This window comes from Streptomyces sp. NPDC031340 (assembly GCF_055569945.1).
In genome coordinates this window covers 36,895-60,093 of the sequence record NZ_JBVIIE010000011.1, presented here as the reverse complement: position 1 = coordinate 60,093, position 23,199 = coordinate 36,895, and the positions used below count along the sequence as shown (strand labels likewise).

21 protein-coding genes are annotated in these 23,199 nt (G+C 69.5%); 10 read left to right on the top strand and 11 right to left on the bottom strand.

Translation table 11 applies throughout. The features are described from left to right. Positions 1-49 precede the first annotated feature (49 nt). The 3 genes from ACZ5GT_RS10595 to ACZ5GT_RS10585 are packed head-to-tail and all read left to right on the top strand — an operon-like array spanning position 50 to position 2,676. Complete coding sequence (locus tag ACZ5GT_RS10595; RefSeq protein WP_469019002.1) at positions 50-814, top strand: ABC transporter permease; 765 nt, start codon at positions 50-52, stop codon at positions 812-814. Then, positions 772-1,782 carry an ABC transporter ATP-binding protein gene (locus ACZ5GT_RS10590; protein WP_469018999.1) on the top strand — a complete coding sequence of 337 codons (1,011 nt, stop codon included), beginning with the start codon at positions 772-774 and terminating at the stop codon, positions 1,780-1,782. The genes ACZ5GT_RS10595 and ACZ5GT_RS10590 overlap by 43 nt, the downstream gene beginning before the upstream one ends. A gap of 9 nt (positions 1,783-1,791) precedes the next feature. Further along, positions 1,792-2,676 carry a DUF1707 SHOCT-like domain-containing protein gene (locus tag ACZ5GT_RS10585; protein ID WP_469018547.1) on the top strand — a complete coding sequence of 295 codons (885 nt, stop codon included), beginning with the start codon at positions 1,792-1,794 and terminating at the stop codon, positions 2,674-2,676. A gap of 7 nt (positions 2,677-2,683) precedes the next feature. On the opposite strand, the gene ACZ5GT_RS10580 is transcribed toward ACZ5GT_RS10585, so the two are convergent. Continuing rightward, positions 2,684-4,021, bottom strand: a complete 1,338-nt coding sequence (locus ACZ5GT_RS10580; RefSeq protein ID WP_469018544.1) for an SGNH/GDSL hydrolase family protein — start codon at positions 4,019-4,021, stop codon at positions 2,684-2,686. 187 nt (positions 4,022-4,208) lie between these two features. On the opposite strand from ACZ5GT_RS10580, the gene ACZ5GT_RS10575 reads away from it, so the two are divergent. Next, positions 4,209-5,621, top strand: coding sequence for a DUF445 domain-containing protein (locus tag ACZ5GT_RS10575; RefSeq protein WP_469018541.1), 1,413 nt, complete (start codon positions 4,209-4,211; stop codon positions 5,619-5,621). Positions 5,622-5,674: 53 nt separating this feature from the next. After that, positions 5,675-7,177: an MFS transporter gene (locus tag ACZ5GT_RS10570; RefSeq protein WP_469018536.1), complete on the top strand. Its 1,503-nt coding sequence runs from the start codon at positions 5,675-5,677 to the stop codon at positions 7,175-7,177. A gap of 94 nt (positions 7,178-7,271) precedes the next feature. Here ACZ5GT_RS10570 and ACZ5GT_RS10565 read toward each other — a convergent pair whose 3' ends face one another. Continuing rightward, on the bottom strand, positions 7,272-7,625 hold the full coding sequence (locus tag ACZ5GT_RS10565; RefSeq protein WP_469018532.1) for a hypothetical protein: 354 nt from the start codon (positions 7,623-7,625) through the stop codon (positions 7,272-7,274). Positions 7,626-7,807: 182 nt separating this feature from the next. On the opposite strand from ACZ5GT_RS10565, the gene ACZ5GT_RS10560 reads away from it, so the two are divergent. After that, positions 7,808-8,821 carry an ArsR family transcriptional regulator gene (locus tag ACZ5GT_RS10560; RefSeq protein WP_469018529.1) on the top strand — a complete coding sequence of 338 codons (1,014 nt, stop codon included), beginning with the start codon at positions 7,808-7,810 and terminating at the stop codon, positions 8,819-8,821. A gap of 61 nt (positions 8,822-8,882) precedes the next feature. Here ACZ5GT_RS10560 and ACZ5GT_RS10555 read toward each other — a convergent pair whose 3' ends face one another. Continuing rightward, complete coding sequence (locus ACZ5GT_RS10555) at positions 8,883-9,185, bottom strand: hypothetical protein (protein WP_469018996.1); 303 nt, start codon at positions 9,183-9,185, stop codon at positions 8,883-8,885. Between the two features lie 188 nt (positions 9,186-9,373). Between ACZ5GT_RS10555 and ACZ5GT_RS10550 the strand changes: the two genes are divergently transcribed. After that, complete coding sequence (locus tag ACZ5GT_RS10550; protein ID WP_469018526.1) at positions 9,374-9,799, top strand: Hsp20/alpha crystallin family protein; 426 nt, start codon at positions 9,374-9,376, stop codon at positions 9,797-9,799. A gap of 133 nt (positions 9,800-9,932) precedes the next feature. Next, positions 9,933-10,532, top strand: coding sequence for a DUF2267 domain-containing protein (locus tag ACZ5GT_RS10545; RefSeq protein WP_469018523.1), 600 nt, complete (start codon positions 9,933-9,935; stop codon positions 10,530-10,532). A 107-nt stretch (positions 10,533-10,639) separates the two neighbouring features. Here ACZ5GT_RS10545 and ACZ5GT_RS10540 read toward each other — a convergent pair whose 3' ends face one another. After that, positions 10,640-11,182: an MOSC domain-containing protein gene (locus tag ACZ5GT_RS10540; protein WP_469018518.1), complete on the bottom strand. Its 543-nt coding sequence runs from the start codon at positions 11,180-11,182 to the stop codon at positions 10,640-10,642. Between the two features lie 84 nt (positions 11,183-11,266). Beyond that, on the bottom strand, positions 11,267-12,076 hold the full coding sequence (locus ACZ5GT_RS10535; RefSeq protein ID WP_469018514.1) for an alpha/beta fold hydrolase: 810 nt from the start codon (positions 12,074-12,076) through the stop codon (positions 11,267-11,269). 63 nt (positions 12,077-12,139) lie between these two features. Here ACZ5GT_RS10535 and ACZ5GT_RS10530 point away from each other — a divergent pair, with 63 nt between their 5' ends. Further along, positions 12,140-12,562, top strand: a complete 423-nt coding sequence (locus ACZ5GT_RS10530) for a MarR family winged helix-turn-helix transcriptional regulator (RefSeq protein ID WP_469018511.1) — start codon at positions 12,140-12,142, stop codon at positions 12,560-12,562. 99 nt (positions 12,563-12,661) lie between these two features. Here the strand turns inward: ACZ5GT_RS10530 and ACZ5GT_RS10525 are convergent, their stop codons facing one another. The 3 genes from ACZ5GT_RS10525 to ACZ5GT_RS10515 all read right to left on the bottom strand — a co-directional run bounded on the left by ACZ5GT_RS10525 (position 12,662) and on the right by ACZ5GT_RS10515 (position 14,044). Beyond that, complete coding sequence (locus ACZ5GT_RS10525; protein WP_469018508.1) at positions 12,662-12,919, bottom strand: hypothetical protein; 258 nt, start codon at positions 12,917-12,919, stop codon at positions 12,662-12,664. Between the two features lie 73 nt (positions 12,920-12,992). After that, entirely contained in the window at positions 12,993-13,199 is a 207-nt protein-coding gene (locus ACZ5GT_RS10520; protein WP_469018505.1) for a DUF397 domain-containing protein, read from the bottom strand. Continuing rightward, on the bottom strand, positions 13,196-14,044 hold the full coding sequence (locus ACZ5GT_RS10515; RefSeq protein ID WP_469018502.1) for a helix-turn-helix domain-containing protein: 849 nt from the start codon (positions 14,042-14,044) through the stop codon (positions 13,196-13,198). The genes ACZ5GT_RS10520 and ACZ5GT_RS10515 overlap by 4 nt, the downstream gene beginning before the upstream one ends. 197 nt (positions 14,045-14,241) lie before the next feature. Between ACZ5GT_RS10515 and ACZ5GT_RS10510 the strand changes: the two genes are divergently transcribed. Then, on the top strand, positions 14,242-14,823 hold the full coding sequence (locus tag ACZ5GT_RS10510) for an ATP-binding protein (protein WP_469018993.1): 582 nt from the start codon (positions 14,242-14,244) through the stop codon (positions 14,821-14,823). Between the two features lie 22 nt (positions 14,824-14,845). Here ACZ5GT_RS10510 and ACZ5GT_RS10505 read toward each other — a convergent pair whose 3' ends face one another. From ACZ5GT_RS10505 to ACZ5GT_RS10495, 3 genes are all read right to left on the bottom strand, one after another. Next, on the bottom strand, positions 14,846-17,917 hold the full coding sequence (locus ACZ5GT_RS10505) for a DEAD/DEAH box helicase (RefSeq protein ID WP_469018990.1): 3,072 nt from the start codon (positions 17,915-17,917) through the stop codon (positions 14,846-14,848). 232 nt (positions 17,918-18,149) lie between these two features. Then, positions 18,150-20,834 (bottom strand): helix-turn-helix transcriptional regulator, encoded by a 2,685-nt coding sequence (locus tag ACZ5GT_RS10500; RefSeq protein ID WP_469018499.1) that lies wholly within the window; start codon positions 20,832-20,834, stop codon positions 18,150-18,152. 460 nt (positions 20,835-21,294) lie between these two features. Continuing rightward, positions 21,295-23,151, bottom strand: a complete 1,857-nt coding sequence (locus ACZ5GT_RS10495; protein WP_469018494.1) for an ATP-binding cassette domain-containing protein — start codon at positions 23,149-23,151, stop codon at positions 21,295-21,297. Positions 23,152-23,199 lie beyond the last annotated feature (48 nt).

Genomic DNA, 23,199 nt, shown 5'->3' with positions numbered 1-23,199 from the left:
GGTGTCCCGGCTGGTCGACGGTCTGCGGGCGTACCGGCTGATCGCGGGGATGTGGATCCGTTCCACGATGACCTACCGGACGTCCTTCGCGCTGACGGTGGTGGGCAATGTGCTGCTGACCGGGATGGACTTCGTCGCGATCCTGCTGATGTTCTCCCGGGTGGATTCGCTGGCCGGCTGGACGCTGCCGGAGGTCGCCTTCCTGTACGGGCTGTCGGTGACGGCGTTCGGGGTCGCCGATCTGCTGCTCGGTTCGGCGGACGCGTTGGGCGTCCGGATGCGCGACGGTTCCTTCGACACGCTGCTGGTGCGGCCGGTTCCGGTGCTGGCCCAGCTGGGTGCGGACCGTTTCGCGCTGCGGCGTCTTGGCCGGATCACGCAGGGCGCGCTGGTGCTGGGGTGGGCGCTGGCTTCCGTGGACGTCGCCTGGAGCGTGGGGAAGGTGCTGCTGGTGCCGGTGACGGTGGTCAGCGGGGCGGCGGTGTTCGGGGCGGTGTTCGTGGCGGGGGCGGCGTTCCAGTTCGTGGCGCAGGACGCGGCGGAGGTGCAGAACGCGTTCACCTACGGCGGTACCACGCTGTTGCAGTATCCGCCGACGGTGTTCGGCCGGGACCTGGTGCGCGGGGTGACGTTCGTGCTGCCGCTCGCTTTCGTCAACTGGGTTCCGGCGGCTTATGTGTTGGGGCGGCCGTATCCGCTGGGTCTGCCCGGGTGGGCGGCGTTCGCGTCGCCGCTGGTGGCGGTGGTGTGCTGTGCGGTGGCGGGTCTCGCCTGGCGGGCCGGGCTGCGGTCGTATCGGAGTACGGGGAGTTGACGGTGGACGGTGCCCTGATCGAACTCGACGGTGTCGAGAAGGTCTTCGATGTGCGCAGGAAGACCGGTTTCCTGAAACGGGAGCGGCGGCGGGTGCGGGCGGTGGACGCGCTGTCGTTCACGGTGGAGCGCGGTGAGATGGTCGGCTACATCGGGCCGAACGGTGCGGGCAAGTCGACGACGATCAAGATGCTGACCGGGATCCTGACGCCGAGCGGGGGCCGGCTGCGGGTGGCGGGTCTCGATCCGTCGCGGGAGCGGACCCTGCTCGCGCACCGGATCGGGGTGGTGTTCGGGCAGCGTACGACGCTGTGGTGGGACCTGCCGTTGATCGACTCGTACCGGCTGATGCACCGCATGTACCGGATCCCGGACGCCCGTTACCGGGAGAACCTGGACCGCTGTGTGGAACTGCTTGAGCTGGGCGAGTTGTTGGACGTGCCGGTGCGGCAGCTGTCGCTGGGGCAGCGGATGCGCGGCGACATCGCGGCGGCGCTGCTGCACGATCCGGAGGTGCTGTACCTGGACGAGCCGACGATCGGTCTGGACGTGATCTCGAAGACGAAGGTGCGGGGATTCCTGCGGGAGTTGAACGCCGAGCGGGGCACGACGGTGCTGCTGACCACGCACGACCTCCAGGACATCGAGCAGCTGTGCTCCCGGGTGATGGTGATCGACCACGGCCGTCTGATGTACGACGGTCCGCTCGCCGGGCTGCACGAGGCGGGGGAGAGCGAGCGGACCCTGGTGGTGGACCTGGAGCGGGAGCTTCCGCCGGTCGAGGTGCCGGGTGCGCGGGTGGTGCGGGTGGAGGGGCCGCGGCAGTGGCTGGCGTTCCCGGCGGGGCAGTCGGCGGCGCCGCTGGTGGCGCGGATCGCGGTGGAGTACCCGCTGGTGGACCTGTCGGTGCGGGAGCCGGACATCGAGGCCGTCATCGCGCGGATGTACGCCGGGAAAGCGGTCTCGTAGGCTGCTGTCATGACCGACGACGCAGTCCCGGATCTCCGGGCGTCCGACGCTGATCGTGAGCGGGTCGCCGAGGCATTGCGGGACGCCCTCGCGGAGGGCCGCCTGGACATGACGGAGTTCGAGGAGCGGCTGGAGGCGACGTACCGGGCGCGGACGTACGGCGAACTCGCGCCGATCACCCGGGACTTGCCGGTGGCGGGCGTCACCCCGCCGGCGCCGGTCTCCTTCGCCAAGGACGGCGCCGGGGGCGGGGAGTGGGCCGGGCGGATCGTCGGCGGCGAGGGGTCGTCGACGTGGGCTGTGGCCGTGATGTCCGGCTTCCAGCGCAAGGGCCGCTGGACGGTGCCCCGGCGGTTCACCTGCTTCGCCTTCTGGGGCGGCGGCGAGCTCGACCTGCGGGAGGCGGACTTCGCCGACCGCGAGGTCGTGATCAACTGCGTCGCGATCATGGGCGGGGTGAACGTGATCGTGCCGCCCGGCGTCGAGGTCGTCGTGCGCGGGATCGGCGTCATGGGCGGGTTCGACCAGCGCGCGGAGGGGGCTCCCGGTCAGCCGGGGGCGCCGCGGGTGGTCGTGACCGGCTTCGCCTTCTGGGGCGGGGTGGGCGTGGAGCGCAAGCCGACCCGGGCGGAGCGGCGCCGGCTGAAGGAGGAGCGCCGCCAGGAACGGCTGGAGCGCGGGCAGCGGGAGCCCCTTCCGGAGGGGCGGCAGCAGGAGTCGCTGCCGGAGGGGTCGTACGGGGACCACCGCCGGATGCTCGACGACCACCACCGGATGCTCGACGCGCACCGCGAGTGGCGGCGGGAGGAGCGCGAGGAGCGCCGGGAGCGGCACCGCGAGCGGCACCAGGAGCGCCGGGAGCGGCGCGACCGGCGCCGCTCCGACGACTATTGAGCCGGCTCTACAGTTCCGCCGGCGCCGACCCGCTCAGGTCCTTCAGGTCGAGCACCTCCGCCATCCGGGCGTATCCCTTGTCGCTCGGGTGGAGGTGGTCGCCGGAGTCGTAGTCCGGGCGCAGCCTGCGCGGGTTGTACGGGTCGCGGAGCGCCTTGTCGAAGTCGACGACGGCGTCGTAGATCCGGCCGGCCCGGATCTCGGCGTTGACCTGCTGCCGTACCCCTTCGCGTGCGGGGGTGTAGCCGCGGTGGCCCTGGAAGGGCATCAGGGTGGCGCCGACGACCTTGATGCCGCGGGAGTGGGCCTGGCGGACCAGCGTGCGCAGGCCGTCGACGATCTCGTCGGGGTCGGCGAGCTGCGGGTTGCGCAGGATGTCGTTGACGCCGAGGTCGATGACGACGACCTTGACGTTGGTCCGGGCCAGCGCGTCGCGGGAGAAGCGGAGCAGGCCGCTCTGGTTGTCGGCGGGGCGGCCCAGGCCGTTCGCCAGGATCTGGTTGCCGCTGATGCCCTCGTTGACGACGCTGTAGCGGGGCACGTTCCGGCCGGCGGCGAGGGCGGTGCGCAGCCGTCCGGACAGCACGTCGGGCCAGCGGTGGTTGGCGCCCTCGGTTGAGGTGATGCCGTCGGTGAGTGAGTCGCCGAAGGCGACGACCGTGCCGTCGGACTCGTTGCTCAGCACGTCCAGCGCGGTCAGGTAGCGCCAGTACGCCACCTGTTCGGTGTACGCCGTGCCGGTGACGTCCTCGGTGGCGTCGCCGTCGGCGACGTAGGAGATCTGGCGGGCGTGCGGGTGGTAGGTGACCGGGCCGGAGGGGGTGGGCGAGTAGGTGGTGACCAGGACGTCGCTGTCGTGCGGGAGGGCGACGCGGACGGCGTCGCTGAGCACCTGGCGGCCGGCCGGGACGACGACCGCGGTGCTGCCGTTGAAGGTCAGCCGCCGCATGGTGCGGGCCGTCGCGGCCGCGGTGCCGTCTCCGGCGGCCACGGCGATCGAGGCGTGGGTGATCGTCAGCGGCGACTGGCCGTAGAGGTTGGACAGGGTGATGCGGGCGCTGGTGCCGCCCACGGAGACGTGGACGACGTTACGCACCGAGCGGTCCGCGAGGCCCTCGGTCTCGGTGCCGGGTTCGGCGCCGGCCGGGGAGGCGGCCCAGGCGCCGACCCAGATGCCGGTGGATGCGGGGGCGGCGGAGTTGTGCGGGCGGCTGCCCTTGGCCGGCGTGCTGTCGGTGGTGGCGGTGCCGTCGTCGGCGGCGACACCGACGTAGAGGGCCGTCGACAGGCCCACGATCAGGGCGATGATCGCGGAAAGCAGGGCATAACCGTGACGCCTGGTCATGCGGTGCGCGTCTCCTCGGGAGCGTGGGAGCCCGAGGCTCCGATGTGATCATCCCAATGATGAGTCATGGGATGAGGGGTAGTTGAACAGGACCCCCCATTGGGCCGCCGGAGTTCGCCGTGAATTCCCCCTCCGGACAGACGCCGGGAACTTCAGTTCCGTTCCGGGAGTCGGTCAGGAAGGGACAATGTGTGCGAGAGATCACGAACGGGTGGAGCGGGTGGAACAGGTGGAGCGCATGGAACCCACTGAACCGGACAACGCGACGGACGACGCGGTACGGCACGCCCGCCCGGACGCCGCCGCCCGGACCGTCCCCCCTGCGGCCGTACGCGCGATGACGACCTTCAGCGCCGCCGACGTGGAGAAGCAGCGCGGCGTGCGCCGGATGAAGCTCACCGCGACCGGCATGCTGCTGTTCGTCGCGCTGGTGTACGTCCTCGCCAAGTGGGCGGAGAACGCGGGCGCCGGAGCGTGGGCGGGCTACGTCGCCGCCGCCACCGAGGCCGGCATGGTCGGCGCGCTCGCCGACTGGTTCGCCGTCACCGCCCTCTTCCGCCGCCCCCTCGGCCTGCCCATCCCGCACACCGCGATCATCCCCACCAAGAAGGACCAGCTCGGCGTCTCCCTCGGCGAGTTCGTCGGCGAGAACTTCCTCTCCCAGGACGTCGTACGGCAGCGGCTGCGCGCCGTCGGCATCGCCGCCCGGCTCGGCCGCTGGCTGTCCGACCCCGACCACGCCGACCGGGTCACCGCCGAACTGTCGGCCGCGCTGCGGGGGGCGCTGACGGTGCTGCGCGACTCCGACGTGCAGGCCGTGGTCGGCGAGGCGATCACGCGCCGCGCCGAGGCCCAGGAGATCGCGCCCGGCATGGGGAAGATGCTGGAGAAGGTCGTCGCCGACGGCGGCCACAAACGGTTCGTCGACCTGGTCGTCGGGCGGGCGCACGACTGGCTGGTGCTGCACCGCGAGAACGTGATGGACGCCGTGCAGGGCGGCGCGCCCGGCTGGACCCCGCGGTTCGTCGACAAACGGGTCGGCGAGCGCGTCTACAAGGAACTGCTGCGTTTCGTCACCGAGATGCGCGACATGCCCTCCCACCCGGCCCGCGGCGCCCTCGACCGCTTCCTCACCGACTTCGCCTCCGACCTTCAGTCCGACACCGACACCCGGGCGCGGGTGGAACGCCTCAAGGGCGAGGTGCTGGGCCGGGGCGAGGTGCAGGACCTGATCGCCTCCGCCTGGACCGCCGTACGCTCCATGATCGTGTCGGCGGCCGAGGACGAGCGCAGCGAACTGCGGCTGCGGGTGCGGGCTTCGCTGCTGTCGCTGGGCGCCCGGATGGCGTCCGAGGCCAAGCTGCGGGGCAAGATCGACGGCTGGCTGGAGGGCGCCGCGGTGTACGTCGTGGCGACCTACCGCACGGAGATCACCCTGCTCATCACGGACACCGTGGCGAGCTGGGACGCCGAGCACACCACGAAGAAGATCGAGGCGCACATCGGCCGTGACCTGCAGTTCATCCGCATCAACGGCACGGTGGTCGGCTCGCTGGCCGGCCTGCTGATCTACACGGTGTCGCGGGCGCTGGGGGCCTAACCGCGCCGGGCCGGGGCACCCGATCGGGGTTCCGCTCGGTGAGGAGGGAGCCCATGACAACCGCGCAGGCCGAGACCGGCCGCACCATCACCACCGACATACCCGCTCGCCTGGACCGCCTCCCCTGGTCACGCTGGCACTGGACCATCGTGATCGGGCTCGGGACCGTCTGGATCCTCGACGGCCTGGAGGTCACGGTCGTCGGCAACATCGCCGGCCGGCTCTCCGAGCCCGGCAGCGGGCTGCCGATCACCTCCGGCGAGGTCACCGGTCTCGCGGCCGCGCTCTATGTCGCCGGCGCCTGCTTGGGCGCCCTGTTCTGGGGACGGCTGACCGACCGGTTCGGCCGTAAAAGACTCTTCATGATCACGCTGGCCGTCTATCTGGCGGCCACCGCTCTGACCGCGGTCTCCTTCGAGACCTGGTGGTTCTTCGCCTTCCGCTTCCTGACCGGCTTCGGCATCGGCGGCGAGTACGCGGCCATCAACTCCGCGATCGACGAACTGATCCCGGCCCACTACCGCGGCCGCGTGGACCTCGCCATCAACGGCAGCTTCTGGGTCGGCGCGGTCTTCGGCTCCCTGCTGTCGATCCTCGTCCTGAACGAGTCCATCCTGCCCGCGAACGTGGGCTGGCGGCTGACCTTCGCGCTCGGCGCGGTCCTCGCCCTGGTGATCCTGCTGGTACGGCGGCACGTCCCGGAAAGCCCGCGCTGGCTGCTGATCCACGGCCGTGACCAGGAGGCCGAAGAGATCGTCACCTCCATCGAACGCCAGGTCCAGGACGGCCACCGCGCACCGCTGCCCGAGCCCGCCGGCGAGATCACCATCCACCAGCGCCGCAGCGTCACCTTCCTGGAGATCGCCCGCACCGTCTTCGCCGACTACCGCAAGCGCTCGGTCCTCGGCTTCTCCCTCTTCATCGGCCAGGCGTTCCTGTACAACGCGATCACCTTCGGCTTCGGCGCGATCCTCACCAAGTTCTACGACGTCCCCGCCGACCACACCGGCTACTACTTCGCGGTCATCGCCGTCGGCAACTTCTTCGGCCCGCTGCTGCTCGGCAGGCTCTTCGACACCGTCGGCCGCCGGGTGATGATCTCCGGCACGTACCTGCTCTCCGGCCTGCTGCTGTTCGTCACGGCGTGGCTGTTCGGCCAGGGATCGCTGAGCGCGGCCGGCCTGACGGCGTGCTGGTGCGTGGTGCTGTTCTTCGCCTCGGCGGGCGCCTCCAGCGCCTACCTGACGGTCTCCGAGGTCTTCCCCATGGAGACCCGCGCGATGTCCATCGCCTTCTTCTACGCCCTCGGCACGGCCGCCGGCGGCATCAGCGGCCCGCTGCTGTTCGCCGACCTCACCGGCACCGGCAAGGTCGCCGACACGGTGCTCGCCTTCCAGATCGGCGCGACCCTGATGTGCCTGGCCGGCCTGGTCGCGGCGGCCCTCGCGGTCCGCGCGGAACGCCGCTCCCTGGAGGACATCGCCCAGCCGCTCACCGCGGTGGCGGCCCCGGCGGTGGCCCGAACCGGCCCGGAACCGGGGACGGCCACGGCGTGAGGCCGTGCCGTGCCGGGGCCTGCGCCTGTCGCCTGACGGCGTGCGGTCCTGGCACGGCACGATCCCACCGGCGTCATCCGCCGCTCGGCAAGGTTCAGTAGGCGGCGAGTCCGCGGACGCCGGTGCTGCTGAACAGCAGCCAGAACCTGGTGCCGTCCTTGACATCGGTGGCCGCCAGACCCCAGGTGTTGGCCTGGACCTGTCGGGGGTCGTTGCAGTAGTAGTCGCCGTTCGTGGGATCGAAGCACGTCTGGACGTAGACCGTCGTGGTCATCTTGACGTTGATGTCGTTGCAGTTGGACGTGGTGTAGGTGGCGCTGTAGGGCGGCCAGTGGCCGTTGTCGTCGGTGCCGTTGATGGTCTTGGCGCTGCCGTAGCACGACGTGGCCGCCGCGGACGCCGCGGGTGCCGGAACGAGGAACAGCCCGGCCATGGCGGTGGCAGCCACCGCGAGCACCGCTGTCCGTCTTGCTGTCCGTTTCGCTGTCCGCCTCTTGCTTCGCATCACAACGCCTCCATACCGAGAACTCGCCGGATAGGCCCGATATCAGCTTCTGCGCATGCGGCAGCCATGTCACTGTCATTCGAATCAGGTGAAGAGCCGCAGGTAGGAGAGCTGAGGGGGACCGGATGCTCCGCATCCATTTCACGGCTGGGGACCTGGCGAGAACCCGCGTCGCCACGGCACCGCACCCGTTGTGGGAGATCGCTGCCAGCCTGCACCGATTCCAGACCCGGGAGGGACGCTGGGCCTACGCGCACTGGTACCGGACCGCTCGCGTCCGACTTCGGGAGGCCGGTCTCGACCGCGTGCTGCGGGGCATGCTCCTGCCTCTCTTCCCGCGCACGAGCTACTTCCCCGACTTCCTCACCCCGACGGAGGGCGCCGAAGGGCTGGACGCCGGTCTGCACGCCGTGCTCGCCGCCCCCCGCCGACAAGTGACCCTGGAGACGACCAGACTCGCCCGGACGATTCCGTCCCCCCGCTGGGTATCCCGCCTGAACGAGCGCGACATGCGCGGCCGTCTGGTCCAGGCGCTGCGCGACTACCACCGAACCGTGATCGCCCCCCATGAGGACCACATCGGCGAACGCCTGCAGGCAGAACGGATCCGCCACGCCCGGTCCCTGCTCGACCTCGGCGTCGAAGGCATGCTCAGCGACCTCGCCCCGACCATCCGGTGGCGCCATCCCGTACTGGAGATCCCCACCTACCCGGAGAGGCGGGACATCCACCTCGACGGGAGGGGGCTCCTCCTCATCCCCTCCTACTTCTGCTGGCAGGACCCCATCACCCTGGCGGACCCCCGGCTGCGACCCGTGATCCTGTATCCCCTCCACCACGCCCCGGCCGCCTCGGCACCGGCCGCCGGCAGGCAGCCGCTGCACGCCCTGCTGGGCCGTACGCGGGCCGCCGTCCTGCAAGCGACCGTCACCGGAGCCAGCACCACCGAAGCCGCCCGGCGCGCCGGAGTGTCGACCGGAACCGCGACCCACCACACCACCGCGCTGCGTGAGGCCGGACTGATCAACAGTGACCGCCACGCCAACATCGTCCTGCACACCCTCACACCGTTGGGTGCCGCGCTTCTGGCCGGTGCTCGGCCGGATCGCCCCGGCCCCCGAAAGCCGCCTGCCCCATGAGGCACGCTCCCGTCGGCTCCGGTCACCACGTGCGGCCCGCCACGGTCACCGTGCCGGGGTTTCAGCCCCGGCGGTCGGCGACCGCCCAGGAGGCGAGGGCCACGGCCCCCGCGACACCGAACACGGCGGGCCAGGCGCCCACCTTCTTGGCCAGCGGGTGGGAGCCGGCGAAGGCGGCGACATACGCCGCCGACAGCGCCCCCGCGGCCTTCCCGCCGGCCCGCTGCCGCCACTGCTGCGCGGCGGCGGCTCCCGCGACGGCCAGCACGGCCCCGCCGAGCGGGCGCCTGCCGGTCCAGCGGGCCACGCCGTAGCCGCCGACGAGTCCGCTCGCGGCGATCAACGCGCCGGGAACCTTGGCCATGGCCATTGTCTGCCTCCTGCTGCTGTGCTGCGGCTTCGACTGATCTGCCCCGAGACCGAGGCTAACTCCCGCAACTCCGGAGCCCCCGAACCTGAGTCTGGAGTTGTCAAGTTTCCTCCCGCGAGCTATATCAGAAGCCGTAGGGCATCGCACTGAGAGCGCGCACCTGAGGAGAGGAGTGACCAGTGATGCTCATGCGTACGGACCCGTTCCGTGAAATCGACCGAGTCGCGCAGCAGGTCTTCGGCTCGACCGCCCGCCCCGCCGCGATGGCGATGGAGGCCTACCGGGCCGGTGACGACTTCATCGTCCACTTCGACCTTCCCGGCATCGACCCCGAGTCGATCGAGCTGGACGTCGAACGCAACGTGCTGAGCGTCCGCGCCGAGCGCAAGTCCCCCGCGCCGGAGGGCGCCGAGCTGATCGTCGCCGAACGCCCGACGGGTTCCTTCACCCGCCAGCTGTTCCTCGGCGACACGCTCGACACCGAACGCATCGACGCCTCGTACGAGGCCGGCGTACTGACGCTGCGCATCCCCGTGGCCGAACAGGCCAAGCCCCGCCGCATCCAGATCACGGGCGGCAGCGACCGCCCCAAGCAGATCAGCGGCTGACCGCAATCAATCCGCGGCACCACGAAACCGCAACACGACGACACCACGAAACCGCGACAAGCGTCCCGCAGGCAGCGCGTCCGCCTGCGGGACGCGGCACACCTCTGCGCGAACCCGGAGGAGGAGCCCACACATGACGGCGACGACGGTACCGAGCGTGACGGTGCCGGTGACGACCACGATGCCGACGACGACGGCGGCGGCGGCGCCGACCGCCGCCGCGAAGGCCGCCCCGAAGGCCGCCCTGAGGACGACGCTGCCGACCCCGCGGCCCGCACCCGAACCCGTATCACCGGCATCACTGGCATCAGGCGTATCCGCATCCGGCGCGCGAGCCGAGTGGCACGACCTGGTGGACGACGTACGGGAAGCCGGTCAGTACACCACCCGGACGGAGGCGGAACGCGTCACCCGTATCGTCCTGTCGGCCCTCGGCGGACATGTGGTCGGCGACGAGCGGGTCGACCTCGCCCGCGCCCTGCCCGAGGAGGCGGCGCGCGTGATCGCCTCCCAGGTCCCGGCCGTACGCCCGCTGACGGCCCAGGAGTTCGTCGACGCGGTGGCGGCCCGCATCGAGGGAGCCACCCCCGCCACGGCCCGCTGGGACGTCAGCTCGGTCCTGAGCGTCCTGCCGAAGCTGGTCGGCGACGACCTGGTGACCCGCGTCATCGCTCAACTCCCGCCCGGCTACGCCCTCCTGTTCGGCCGGGCGGACCTTCCCCGCATCACATGACCGCCCGCTGAGCGCCGGTGGAGCAGCCGGCCGGCGCCGGTGACCTCCGTGACGGCGACCACGCGCACCGGGTGACGCGGGTGACGCTCACCCGGTGCGTGCGCCGTTCAGACGCGATCCAGCGGCCGGTGCGGCCCGTCCGGAAGCTCGACCTCGATCGCGTCACCGGGCTGTACGAGGCCGCCTTCCTTCACGACCCCCATGACACCGGCCTTGCGTACGAGGCTCCCGTCCTCACCCCGCCCGACGACCTGCTTCAGCAGTCCCGCCTGGAAGTTGTCGATCTGCACACAGGGGTTCCGCAGCCCGGTCACCTCGACGACCGCCTCGTCCCCGATCCGCAGCAGCGTGCCCGTCGGCAGCGCGAGCAGATCGATCCCCCGGGTCGTGATGTTCTCCCCGAGCTCCCCGGCCGCGACGCTGAACCCGGCGCCGCCGACCTCCTCGAAGAGTTCCTCGTGGATGAGGTGCACCTGCCGCAGATTGGGCTGCGTCGGATCCTGTGCGACCCGTGACCGGTGCTTGACGGTCACCCCGGCGTGCACGTCCCCCTCGACCCCGAGCCCGGCGAGCAGGGTGATGCTCTCCCGGTTCGGCTTGGTGAAGGAGTACTCGCCGTTACTGCTGACGGCCGTGACCGTCCCGCCCATATCGCAACCCCCGTGTCGTGTCCGAACTCCGACGAGAGCCTAACCCGCGACGCGCACCCCAGCCCTGCCTCAACTGCCGCCGGGCTACGTCCTGTTGTCCGGCCGCACGGAGCCGGGCCCGCCGGCGTAGGCGTCGATGAGGCCGAAGACGGCCTCCGGCTGCTCGATGTGCGGAAGGTGGCCCGCCTTCGGGACGGTCTCCAGCCGGCCGTCGCCGAACGCGGCCGCGTAGGCGGCCCCGTAGGCGGGCGTGACGATCCGGTCGCTCTCGCCCCACACCAGCAGGGCGGGCCGCCGCACCCGTGCCAGCCGCCGCAGCAGCTTGGGGTCGTGCATGTACGGGTCCCCGGCCAGGATCCGCATCGTGGCCATGTTGCCCTGGCGGCGGGCGAGTTCCTCGGCGGGCAGGCCGGCGGGGTCGACGTAGTACCGGTCGGGTTCGTGCCAGGAGTGCTCGGCGGCCGCGCGGGGGTCGAGCGCGAAGAAGTCGGTGATCGGCTCCGACTCGACGCGCACACCCACGGCGTTGATCAGTACCAGCCCGCCGACGATGCCGGCCATGTCGCGTACGGCCATCTCGGCGGCGATCCAGCCACCCAGCGAGGAGCCGACCACCAGGACGTCGGTGAGGCCGCGGTCGTGCAGGAGGTGCAGGTAGGCGAGGGCGAGATCGTCGACGCCGGTGCACCAGTCGGGGCGCGGGTTGCCGTCCCAGCCCGGGTGCACGGGGGCGAGGGTGCGGCCGGTGCGGGACAGGTGCCGGGCGAGTCCGGCGACGGTGGCGGGACCGCCGCCGCCGTGCAGGACGAGCACGGGCCGGCCGCTCGCGGGGCCGTCCTCGGAGATGCGCAGGGGAAGGTCGTCGTACACGTGGCAGATCTGTTCGGCAGGCATGCACAGCACTGTAACTAAGGATGCTTATATAAGCTAGCTTATTCCCTTGCTATCCTTGCCCTCATGCACGTTGACCAGCGACTTCAACTCCTCGGCCGGGCGGTCAAGCAGGCCCAGTACCGCCAGCACCGAGCCCTGGACGGCGCGCTGGCGGCGATCGGTACGACCCTCGCCCAGTGGGACGCCCTGCGCGCGATCGCCCGCACCCCCGGCGCCTCGGCCCGCGAACTGGCGCCGGCCACCTTCCAGACCGAGCAGGCCTTCGGCGCCCTGGTGGGCCGCCTGGTCGCCCAGGGCCTGGTCGAACGCCGCCCGGGCCGAGGCCGCCGCCTCGCCCACCACCTCACCCCGGAGGGCGACCGAGTCCTGGCAGCGGGCCACCGAGTGGCGAACACCGTCCTGGCGGAGTCCTTCGCGCCGCTGGGGGAGGAGGAGCGGAGGGTTCTGCTGGGGTTGCTGGACAGGCTCAACGGCGGCGAGGCATAGGTGTGCGTGCGTGACGTTCCCGCTCCCGCAGATCACTTGCCGGGGTCGCCCGCGCGGCCCGCTGGGCGGCCCGCCCCGTGACGGCTGCGATCACACCGCTCACCAGCTCTGGTGGTCCTGCTTCAGTCGGGCCGCGAGGTCGACGCCTTCCTGCACTGCGATGTCGAAGTCCAGGTCCTGGTGGAGGCGGATTCTGCCGCGGTAATCGACGATCACCGCGGCGACGGCGTTCAGGTCCGTCTCCGACGACGACTCCAGCGCCTGCCGCAGGTCCGCTTGGAAGGATTCCCGGTCTCCTGGGAAGCCGTGGCCCGACCGCAGGACGGCCCGAATGTCACCGACGGTCCGCAAGAGCAACGGCGCGGAGGCGGGTGGCCTTGGATGTTGTGCACTCAACGGCTTCAACTCCTCGAAGGCCGAAGGCCTGTCGTCAGTGCGTCAGGCGCCCGGGTTCCGTCACCCCGCGTATGAAGGCGCGCCAGGCGCTGCCGCTGAGCGCGATCACAGGGCCTGCCTCCTGCTTCGAGTCGCGCATGAGGACTGCATCGTCGACGTGCGCACACTCCACGCACTCGGTGCCGCTTCCGCCACTGTAGGAGGACTTGAACCACCGGTGCGTCGAGGAGGATGCCGTCATCGAAACTCCTTGCTTATGCGGTGGACGATCTCGGTCGAAGACTCGAGATCGAGTGCCTGCGCGCTGAGGTATTCGAACGCCAACCTATAACGCTCCAACTCCGGGCGCTTCTCCATGAAGAGGCCTCCACCGAGCAAGTCCACGTACACGACGTCCAGTTCCGGAGCCGGACCGCGCAGGACCGCGAAGCTGCCGACGGCGGCGGCGTGCGCGCCCTTCGAGAAGGGGAGCACCTGGACGGTGATGTGGGGGCGCTGCGTCATGGCGAGTACATGGTCGAGTTGGTCCCGCATGACCTCGCGACCGCCCACCCTTCGCCGCAGTGCAGCCTCGTCGATCACGCACCAGATGTGCGGCGGCTCCTCGCGATCCAGGAGCTCCTGCCGTTTCATGCGAATGTCGACCATGTGCTGCACTTCTCGCTCTGGGCAGTGCACTTCCGAGGCTCGGTGAACAGCTTCGGCGTAGGCGCGCGTCTGGAGCAGGCCCGGAATGTACATGCAGGCGTAGTGGTCCTCGCGTACCACTTCGTCCTCAAGGGTGAGCATGAGGTTCATGGACTCGGGGATGGGGTCGGCGAGTGATCGCCACCAGCCCTGGATCCTGGCTCCCTTGGCGAGCTCGACCAGAGCCAGGCGCTCGTCGTCGGTCGCGCCGTACTCACGGCAAAGAGCGTCCACCGCAGGCCACTTGACCGTGCCTTCCTTCGTCTCGTAACGGCTGAGCGTCGCTTTGGAGATGCCGACACGAGCTCCTGCCTCCTCAAGGCTCAACCCCTTGAGCTCCCGCAGGCGGCGCAGGTCGGCGCCGAGCTGACGCCTGCGAGTGGTAGGTCCTACAGCCATTCGTCCAACCCCTTCGTGCCGGTCCGTCAGATGGTCCCTTTCGTCCCGGCGGGACGGCAAGGCGGTGTGCGCCGGGGGCGCGCGGAGCCTGCGTGTGCTCCCGCGGGATCGCGGTGAGAGTTCCATTTTGAGAGTTACAGTGCGACTCTCGGTGAGGCAATGATTGCGCACTGCGACTTGATAGGGGCGTGGAGGAGATGGATATGGGCTGTGTCATGTGCGTGCCGGGGAGGTCCTGGCACCTTCCGTTTCTGGCCGAAGGTGAAATGGTGGCTCCCCTTCGGCGCTTCCTACAAAGCCACTTGGAGCTCTGGGGGCTCCATGACGCGATCGACACCGTCCAGCTCCTCGTCACCGAGCTCGTCGCCAACGTGATCAACCACGTCGGCCCTGGGACGCCGACCACCCTCGCCCTGTCGCTGCACGGAACGGGTCTCCGCATCGAAGTGCACGACCCCGACGCGCGAGCACTCCCCACTCTCGTGGACGTGGGTAACGACTCTGAGTCCGGACGGGGCATGACCCTAGTGGATGCAGTGGCCGATCGCTGGGGCGTTCAGGTCCTTCCCGATCGCAAGGTGACCTGGTGCGAGTTGGCAGCCCTGCCGCAGGGCGCGAGCGTCCTCAGCAGAGTGAGGGCCGAGGAAGCGGTGGTCGGCGCGATCGCGGACATCCTTCACTGGCTCCGGGCCCATGGCTGTGACCCCGATGAGGTACTGGAACGGGCGCAGACGCACTTCGAGGTGCAGAGTGCCGGAGGTGACGGTCTACAGGGGTGAGGGCATCACTGTCCTCGCCTGGTTACCCAGCGGCGATCGTCGAGTACGTCCACACGTCGGCCGGAAGCTCGTACTGGAGATCCCACGTGATCGCCATCGGCTTGCTGCCCGTGTGCTTCACGTAGGTGGCGGGACCGAGGAACATCCAGGGCTCGGACTTGCCGATGGCGCTGTTCTTGTAGCGGCGCAGGAACAGCAGGACGTGGCTGCCCTGTCTCGCGTGATTCTGATAGCGCAAGCCGGTTGGGGAGTTCTCGGGTGTGGTGCTCTGCGACTCCCAGTGGAAGCGGGTGGGAGTGATCGCGTAGTCCTTGTAACGAACACTCGGGGAGAAGTCCTTTTCGTTCTTCTCCAGGGTGATCAACAAGGCATCCGTCTTGATCTCCTCGACCCAGGTGACCCCCTGACTGAAGACGCCGGGCATCTGGCCACCGAGGCGCGCCACGCCGAGCGCGGAGAGGACCTCCGAGCGGTTGTAGGCGCTGTGGATCTTCAGTGGCAGGTGGCTGAGCGGTCCGTCCAGGGCGATGGGGAAGTGGTCGGTGCGGTCCAGGACGTAGGACAGAACCTGCCGCAGTTCATCCCGGAGTAGGTGCTGCGCGCGCAGTGATCCGAGGCCTTCGCGGTAGCTGGAGAAGCCGCCCGCCTTGTCCCACAGGTTGAAGAACAGCATGCGGGCGTACGCCTGCTCGCCCGGGGAGAGGGATTCGTAGTCGGGGGCGTCGTCGGCGAGAACGCGCAGGTACGCGCGCGCTCGGTCCGGGTCGTCTACGTGGAGGAAGGCGTGGACGCGCTTGAGCAGGTCTTCCTCATCAGGCTGAGGGCCGTCCTTGATGACTCCTGCCTTGCACAGAATCTTGGTCCAGGAGTTGCCGCTCTTGTAGAGCTCTTTGATGTCACGCCGGCTCTCGCGCAAGTACGCCGCGAGCTTGGGCGTGCTGTAGTCCCTGACCTCTTTCGCCAGCGTGTTGATAGTGGCGTTTACCTGGGTGCGGATGTTGTCGAGGACGAGCTTCTTGGACTTGCCCTCCAGGATGATCTGACAGCCGGAGGGAAGGTGCGGGAAGTCACGTTCGATGTTGTCGACCAGACGATTGCGGGACAGATTCGTCAGCGCACGGAACTGCTCCTCGAACCGGAACTCCGCCCGGTGCTGACCGATGAAATCGAGCACGGTCAGTACAGGCTTGTTCGGCGTGCGGCGCAGTCCGCGCCCCAACTGCTGGAGGAAAACGGTCGCGCTGTTCGTGGGTCTCAGGAGCAGCAGCGTATCGACGTCCGGTATGTCCAGACCCTCGTTGAACAGGTCGACGGAAAAGATCACTTGGATCTTCCCGTCTCTCAGATCGTGCAGGGTTTGCTCCCGCTCCGCCTGAGGCGAGTCGCTGTCGAGGGCAGCCGCCTTCAAGCCGACCTTGTTGAACTGCTCGGCCATGAAGCGAGCGTGCTCCTTGCTCACACAGAAGCCCAGGGCACGCATGGCGGCCGGGTTGGAGATCTTGTCCCGGACCTGCTTGAGGACAATGAGAGCCTGTCCGTCGCCGGCGGTGTAGACGTTGCTGAGCTCGTCCCGGTCGTAGTTGCCCGACCGCCACTTCAGCCGGGTGAGGTCTGTCCCGTCCGGGACACCGAAGTAGTGGAACGGGCAGAGTAGATCGGCCTCAAGGGCCTCCCACAACCGCATTTCAGCGGCGATCCGGCCTTCGAAGAACTCGTCCTGCACATTGGCGCCGTCCATCCTCTCCGGCGTCGCGGTGAGTCCGAGCAGTTCGGTCGGTTGGAAGTGATCGAGGACCCGGCGGTAGGTGTTCGCCGTGGCGTGGTGGAACTCGTCGATGACGATGACGTCGAAGTGGCCGGGGTCCAACTGTTCCAAACGGCGCAGGTTGAGGGACTGGACGCTGGCGAAGACATGGGTCCAGTCGCGAGGTTCCCTGCCTTGGTGCAGGAGTTCACCGAAGGAGGCGTCGCCGAGTACCTCTTGGTAAGTGCGGAGGGACTGTTTCAGGATTTCCTTGCGGTGCGCGACGAAGAGCAGCCGGGGCAGCCGTCCGCCAAGCTCGTCCCGCAGGTTGCGATAGTCCAGCGCGGCCATGACGGTCTTACCGGTGCCGGTGGCCGCGACCAGAAGGTTCTTGTGGTGACCGCGGATCTCACGCTCTACGCGCAGCCGTTCCAGCATGTCCCTCTGGTGAGGGTAGGCCTGCACCTCGAGCCCGGAAAGGCTGATCTTGAGGTCGTCCGCCGGCCCCTTGCCCCCCGCCAGAACCAACGCCTCGGCCAGACGCTCCCCGTCCTCATCGGGGTCGTACGATTCGAAGGCAGGGTCATCCCAGTACGCGTCGAACGTCGCCTCGAACTTGTCGATCACCCTCGGGGTGGCGACCGATGAGAGCCGTACGTTCCACTCCAGACCGTCGAGTAGGGCGGCCTTCGAGAGATTCGAACTGCCCACGTAGGCTGTGTCGAAGCCGGTGTTACGGCGGAACAGCCAGGCCTTGGCGTGCAGACGGGTCGACCGGATTTCGTAGTTGACCTTCACCTGGGCCCCGAACTCGCGGACCAAGCGGTCCAACGCGTATCTGTCGGTGGCTCCGATGTAGGTGGTCGTGATGACCCGGATGGGAACGTTCCGTTCCCTCGCTGCACGCAGTGCGTCCTCGAGTACCCGTATGCCGTGCCACTTGACGAACGCGCAGAGCAGATCGATGCCGTCGGCGGTGGCCAGTTCCGCCCGCAGTTCGGCGCCCAGGTTGGGGTCATCCGGAGCGTTGGTTATCAGCGCCGTCTCGGAAAGAGGGGTCAGCGGGCGGATCGCATAGACGCCCGGTGCCTCACGCTCGGCGAGGGCGAGCAGTTGGCGGGGCCCATCCGCGATTGCGTTGCCACCGGACCCGTTCTCATCCGGATCCGGCGCGTTGGCGTCGAGCGACTGCATGAGCTGGTTGGCGACGTCCACCTGCTTCTTGTGCGGCAGCCGAGCCAACCGCCGCGCTACCGCCTCGCCGATGTGCCGGGCCAGAACCTGGGGGGTGGACTCCTCACTCACCTCCGCATCGACGGCCTTCCAGCCTGCGGCCTCGAGCTTCGCCATCTGATCGAGCAGATCGTGCGTGACGAGTCTTTCGTACACACCCTCGTCCAGGTGCGTGAGGTCCCCCGACTCCGTCACGTGTGCTCCTTCAGCCCGCCTGCGGTGTGGGTCTGTTCTAACAGCATCCACTGACAATCAGGCGGCCACCCCTCCTTGTCGATGCTGTGACGGAGTCGTAGGAGCAGCCCGGCCGTGTCCGGCGCCGGGGCCATGGACGTCGGCGCGCCGAGCCTCACCCCCCAGCAGACGGTGCGGCGAGGTCGTCGGTGGTGCGTTGGAGGATGGGGGCGAGTTCTCGGCGGCTGGTGACTCCCAGTTTGCTGTAGGCGCGTTGCAGGTGGTTGTCGACCGTCCGGGCCGAGAGGTGGAGGGAGGCGGCGATGTCGTTGCTGGAGGCGCCGCCTGCGGCGAGCAGGGCGATTTCGCGTTCACGCGTGGTGAGGGGGGCGGTGACCTCCGCCGGGGCCAGCAGCGGCGTCCTCGCGCCGGGGCAACGGCGTGCGCAGACGGTGGCCAGATTTGTCGCGCCGGCGGCGCGCCTGGATTCTCCGACTCGTATCCACGCGGTCGCGGCCGCGGTCGCGGCTTCCGCTGCCAGCAGGTCCGCCCCCAGGGCTTCGAGTTCTTCCGCGACGGCATGGAGACGGTCAGGATCGTCGGCCGCCAGGGCGCCGGCGAGGTGGGCCCGGGCCTGCGCCAGCGCGCCGTCACAGGTGTCGGCGAGCTCGGCCAGACGGCCGGCGACTTCTCCGGCGCCGCCGAGCCGGGCGACGTCGGTCAGCAGGAGCGCCTCCGAAGTGGCATGGCCGCCTTGCCGCGCGTCTACGGCGGCCTCCGTCAACACAGCCCGGGCCGCGGCGAGTCGGCCTCGGGCGGCGTGCAGCCAGGCCTCACCCAGCCGCTCCTCGCCCCTGAACAGTCCGCTCATCGGGTGGGCCAGGCTCTCGGTGACGATGGCTTCGGCGGTCTCGACGTCCCCCATCTGCGCTTGGGTCGCCGCGAGGACCGAGTCCATGAGGCGGGTCGCGAACGCGACGTTCTGGGAGTGGGCCTCCGAAGCGGCCTCCGCACAGAGATCGCGCGCTTCGCTCAGGTGGCCGGCGATGAACTCGCTGCGGCAGGTGAAGAAACTCGCCCACAGGTAGTTGACGGGCGACTTGGCGGCGACCGCCTGTGAGATGGCGTCCCGGCCGGTCGTCCGCGCCCGTTCGAGTTCCCCTGTCTCCGTCAGGGCCACGGTGAGGCCGTGGAGCTGGGCGGAGGGATGCTGGAACAGCGCCTTCTGGTTCATTCGGAGGTGGGTCGAATAGGCCTTCGTGGCGAATTCCGCGGCGCCGGCCGCTCGACCGGTGAAGGCCAGCGCGAGGCTCTTGCAGAGCGCGCTCACCAGCCACACGTCGAGTATGTGTTCCGAGTCGATCGCTGCTTCGAGGTCGGCCATCGCGTCCAGTAGGCCCAGGCCGAGGGCCGGCTCTCCGGTGAGGCAGCGTATGTAGCCCTCGTTCGCCTGGATGGCGTGTTTGCCGATCGTGCTGATGATCTGGTCCTTGCCCCAGTCGTTCACGCTCAGGGCTTCGCTCGTACGGCCGTGCAGGAGGAGGGTCAGGGCTCTCGCCCGGACGGTGACGATCCGTTCCGCCTCGTTCTCCGCGGCCTCGCAGGCCCTCGCGAGGACTGTTTCCGCCTCTTCGAACTGATGGAGAGTCGAGTGGGCCTCACCGAGGAGCAGGCGGGTGGCGGTCGTGTGGTGGGTCTCGGGCAGGGCCTCGAGCAGGGTGACGACCTGCCGGTAGTCGTGCGCGTGCCGGGCGAGAGCGGCGGCCTGGCTCAGCAGGCTCGGTTCGGCGGTACCGGTGGCGGTGAGCTGCCAGGTGGCCAGGTGCAGAGCGTCGTCACGCCGGCGTGCACCATGAGCCAGCGTGCGCTCGCACTGGTGCTGAAGCAGCGTTCGGCGGCGGAGTGCGGGAATGCCGGCGCGCAGCACCTCTCCGTAGAGGGGATGGGCCAGTTGTACGGTCGTGCGGCGCCGGCTCGTGGTGACCCGGATCAGCCCGGCGTCCTCCAGGTCGGTCAGTACGTCCAGAGACGCGGTCGCCTGCGCGTCGGCGAGCGGCAGCGGCTCGCACAGCGCCAGCAGCTCCAGGACGGGAAGTGCTGCCGGGCTTCCGGCCAGCAGGCGGGCCTTGATCAGTTCCGTGAGCTTGGGTGTGCTGGTGAGCGGGTCCATGGTCAGTTCCCAGACCATGCCACGGCGGCTCAGCGCCCCGGCCCGCAGCGCACCGATGACCAGCTCGCGCAGGTAGAGCACGTTGCCCTGGGAGACGTCGTGCAGATGCTTCAGGGCGCGGTGGCCGATCGGCCCGCCGAGTACCTGGCGCAGCAGCCGCTCGGCCTGCTCCTCGCCCAATTCGCCCAGATCGACGCGCCACACCGCTTCCGGGCCGGTCAGCGCGGCGACCGCATCGCCGGCCGGCTCTCCGGTGCGCACGGTGCCGATCAACCGTATGACGCGGGCGTCCAGGAGCTGGCGGAGCAGAACGGCCGAGGTCGCGTCCAGGAGATGCAGATCGTCGATGAACACCGCCCACCTGTGCCCCCGCGGCCCGGCCAGCGCGGCGGCGACCTGGTCGAAGCCCCGTACCGGGTCGGACAGGTCCATGTCGGCCGGCAGCAGGTGCGCGATCGCCCCCAGCGGCACCGCCGCGGCCGCCGCCGAGGCGGTGGCCCGCAGGGCTTTGGAACCCGAAGCGACGGCACGCTCCAGGCATTCCTCGGCAAGCCGTGTCTTGCCGACTCCGGCCGGACCGTACACCACGACCCCTTGGCACGACCGGTCCGCCCACGCCCGGGTGAACAGCGCCAGGTCCCCGTCCCTGCCGACCAGCGGCCAGCGGGAAATACTCGTCTGCACGTTCACGCGCGGCCTCCGAGCGATGCTCGCGCCTGTCGCCGCCGTCCGCCGTAAAGCGATCTCTTCCTGCCCACTTCTACGCCCCCCGTAGACACCGCCGGCCCCCGGGCTGTCGATGAGCCCGCAGTGGTGAGAACCGGCTGACCGGATCAAGTCACCTGAAAGTACGGCATCCCGCGCGTCCAGGCGATAGCGGCGTACGTCGGTTTCGGGGCGCGGCGACGCGTCAGGCGACGGCAACGGGGGAGTCCGCCCAGCTCAAGGCGTTGAGGAGTTTGTCGTGGACACCTGTTTTTTCGCAGCGCTGTCGGCCGGTCGGCCGCCGTCTCCAGCGGGACCAGGATGCTCCTGGAGGTGCTGGAGACGGCGTTGCGGCGGCGTGAGCCGGACGAGTGCTGCGTGAGCCGGACGAGTACTCCGGCCGGCCGCACGCGTCGCTCTGTCGGTCGGACGCCGGGGAAACGGCCTAATCGGCGCCCACGGTCGACTGCGGTGACTGCTCGATCGCCACCACCCGGCCGAAGTCCAGCTTGACGAGCTGGTCGGCCAGGCCGAAGTAGCGGTCGTCGTGGGTGATCACGACGACCGTCTTGCCGCGCCGCTTCAGTCCGGCCAGGATCTCCCGGTAGAACACCTCACGGAAGCGGGGCTCCTGGTCGGCGGCCCACTCGTCGAACACGTAGATCTGCCGGTCCTCGAGCAGGGCCGTCAGCAGGGCCAGCCGCTTCCGCTGGCCCTGCGACAGCGCGGTGGTGGACAGGCGGCCGTTCTCCACCGTCACCTTGTGCGCGATCTGCATCTCCTCCAGGTACCGCCGCACCTCACCGTCGAGATCCGGTTGGTCGAAGCCCGGATAGTCCTCGAACAGGTGGAAGTCCGAGAACACCGCCGACACGTTCTGCCGGAACCACTCGATGTTCTCGTGGGCGATGTGCTCACCGTTGAGCTGCAGGTGCCCGGTGCGTGGGACGTACAGCCCCGTGATCAGCTTGGCCAGCGTGGACTTGCCGCTGCCGTTGCCGCCCACGACGAAGGTGACCTGACCGGGTTCGAGGACCAGGTCGAGCGGGCCGAGCCGGAAACCGGAACCGTCGTCACCCGGCGGCGGTCCCAGCGGAGCGGGCAGGCCGTTGCCGAAGCTGTGGTTGATCCGGTGACGGCCGTTGACATCGGGCGGTGGTGCTGCCGGAGCCGCGCCCGGGGCGGGTGGGCGCTTGCCGTGGCCGCCCGCGGGACGACCGCCGTGTTCTCTCGGCGGATGTCCCCCGGGACCCGGCTTCGGGCCGCCGGCGGGAGGGGGCCCGGGATGACTTCCCGGTGGCGGGGGGAACGGTGAGGGCGGCTCGGTGGGGTAGTTGTAGCCGACGTTCACCAGTTCCAGCCGGGCCTCGGTGGCCGACGGCCGGTCGCTGTAGGGCAGGCGGTCCTCGTTGTGCATGGTCTCCAGCGACAGGTTCATGGAGCGGATCTTGGCCAGCGCCACGTCACCGCGCAGCAGGTCCGGGATCCGGTGCATGAAGTTCTGCATCGGCATGGCGAGGAACGTGGTGACCAGGACGTATCCGACCATGACATCGCGTTCGAAGGACATCGCCTCGGCGAGCACGAACAGCACCAGCGCCATGGTCGCCAGCTGCAGCATCTGCCCGAATCCCTGGGCCATCGAGAATTTCGAGCCGGCCCTGACGTTCTGCACGCGCAGGGTGTCGGCCGATCCGAGCAGGTGACGTGCGATGAAGTCGCGGCGCCGGCCGCGGTGCAGCTTGAGCTCCTTGATGCCCAGCGACACGTCCTGGTAGGAGCGCAGCAGTGCGTCCTCGTGCTCCCGCGCCTCCCGGTAGATGCGCCGTACGCGCTTGAGGATGACCTCGACGCAGGCGATTCCGAGCAGCGTGGCCGCCACCGTCACCGCGAAGACGACTCCCGAGACGACCGCCAGGAACGCGAAGCACCCGATGATGGTGGCCGCGTCGATGCAGATGCTCGGAATGGCCGTGGCCGCCTGCGACAGTGAGCGGACGTCCTCGGTCAGCGTCGCCATCAGACGGTGCGTGCCCAGCCGTTCGAGGTGCTCGAGCGGGGCCGAGACGATGCCCGCGCTCAGGTCGGTGCGCAGCCGGTAGATGGCGTCCTGGGCCAGCCGGATCAGCAGAATCTGCGACAGGACACCGCCGGCCAGGATGACGAGTCCGGTCAGGACGAAGCTGTGGACCGTCACGCCCGGATGCGGTTCGGGTGAAATGACGCCCCGGATGAGCATCACCAGATAGGTGTTGGCCGCGCCGCAGACCAGGCCGGAGACGATGACAGCGGCTATCCGCATCCTGGATATCGAGACTAGGTACCTGATGAGTTGCATGGTTACCGCTCT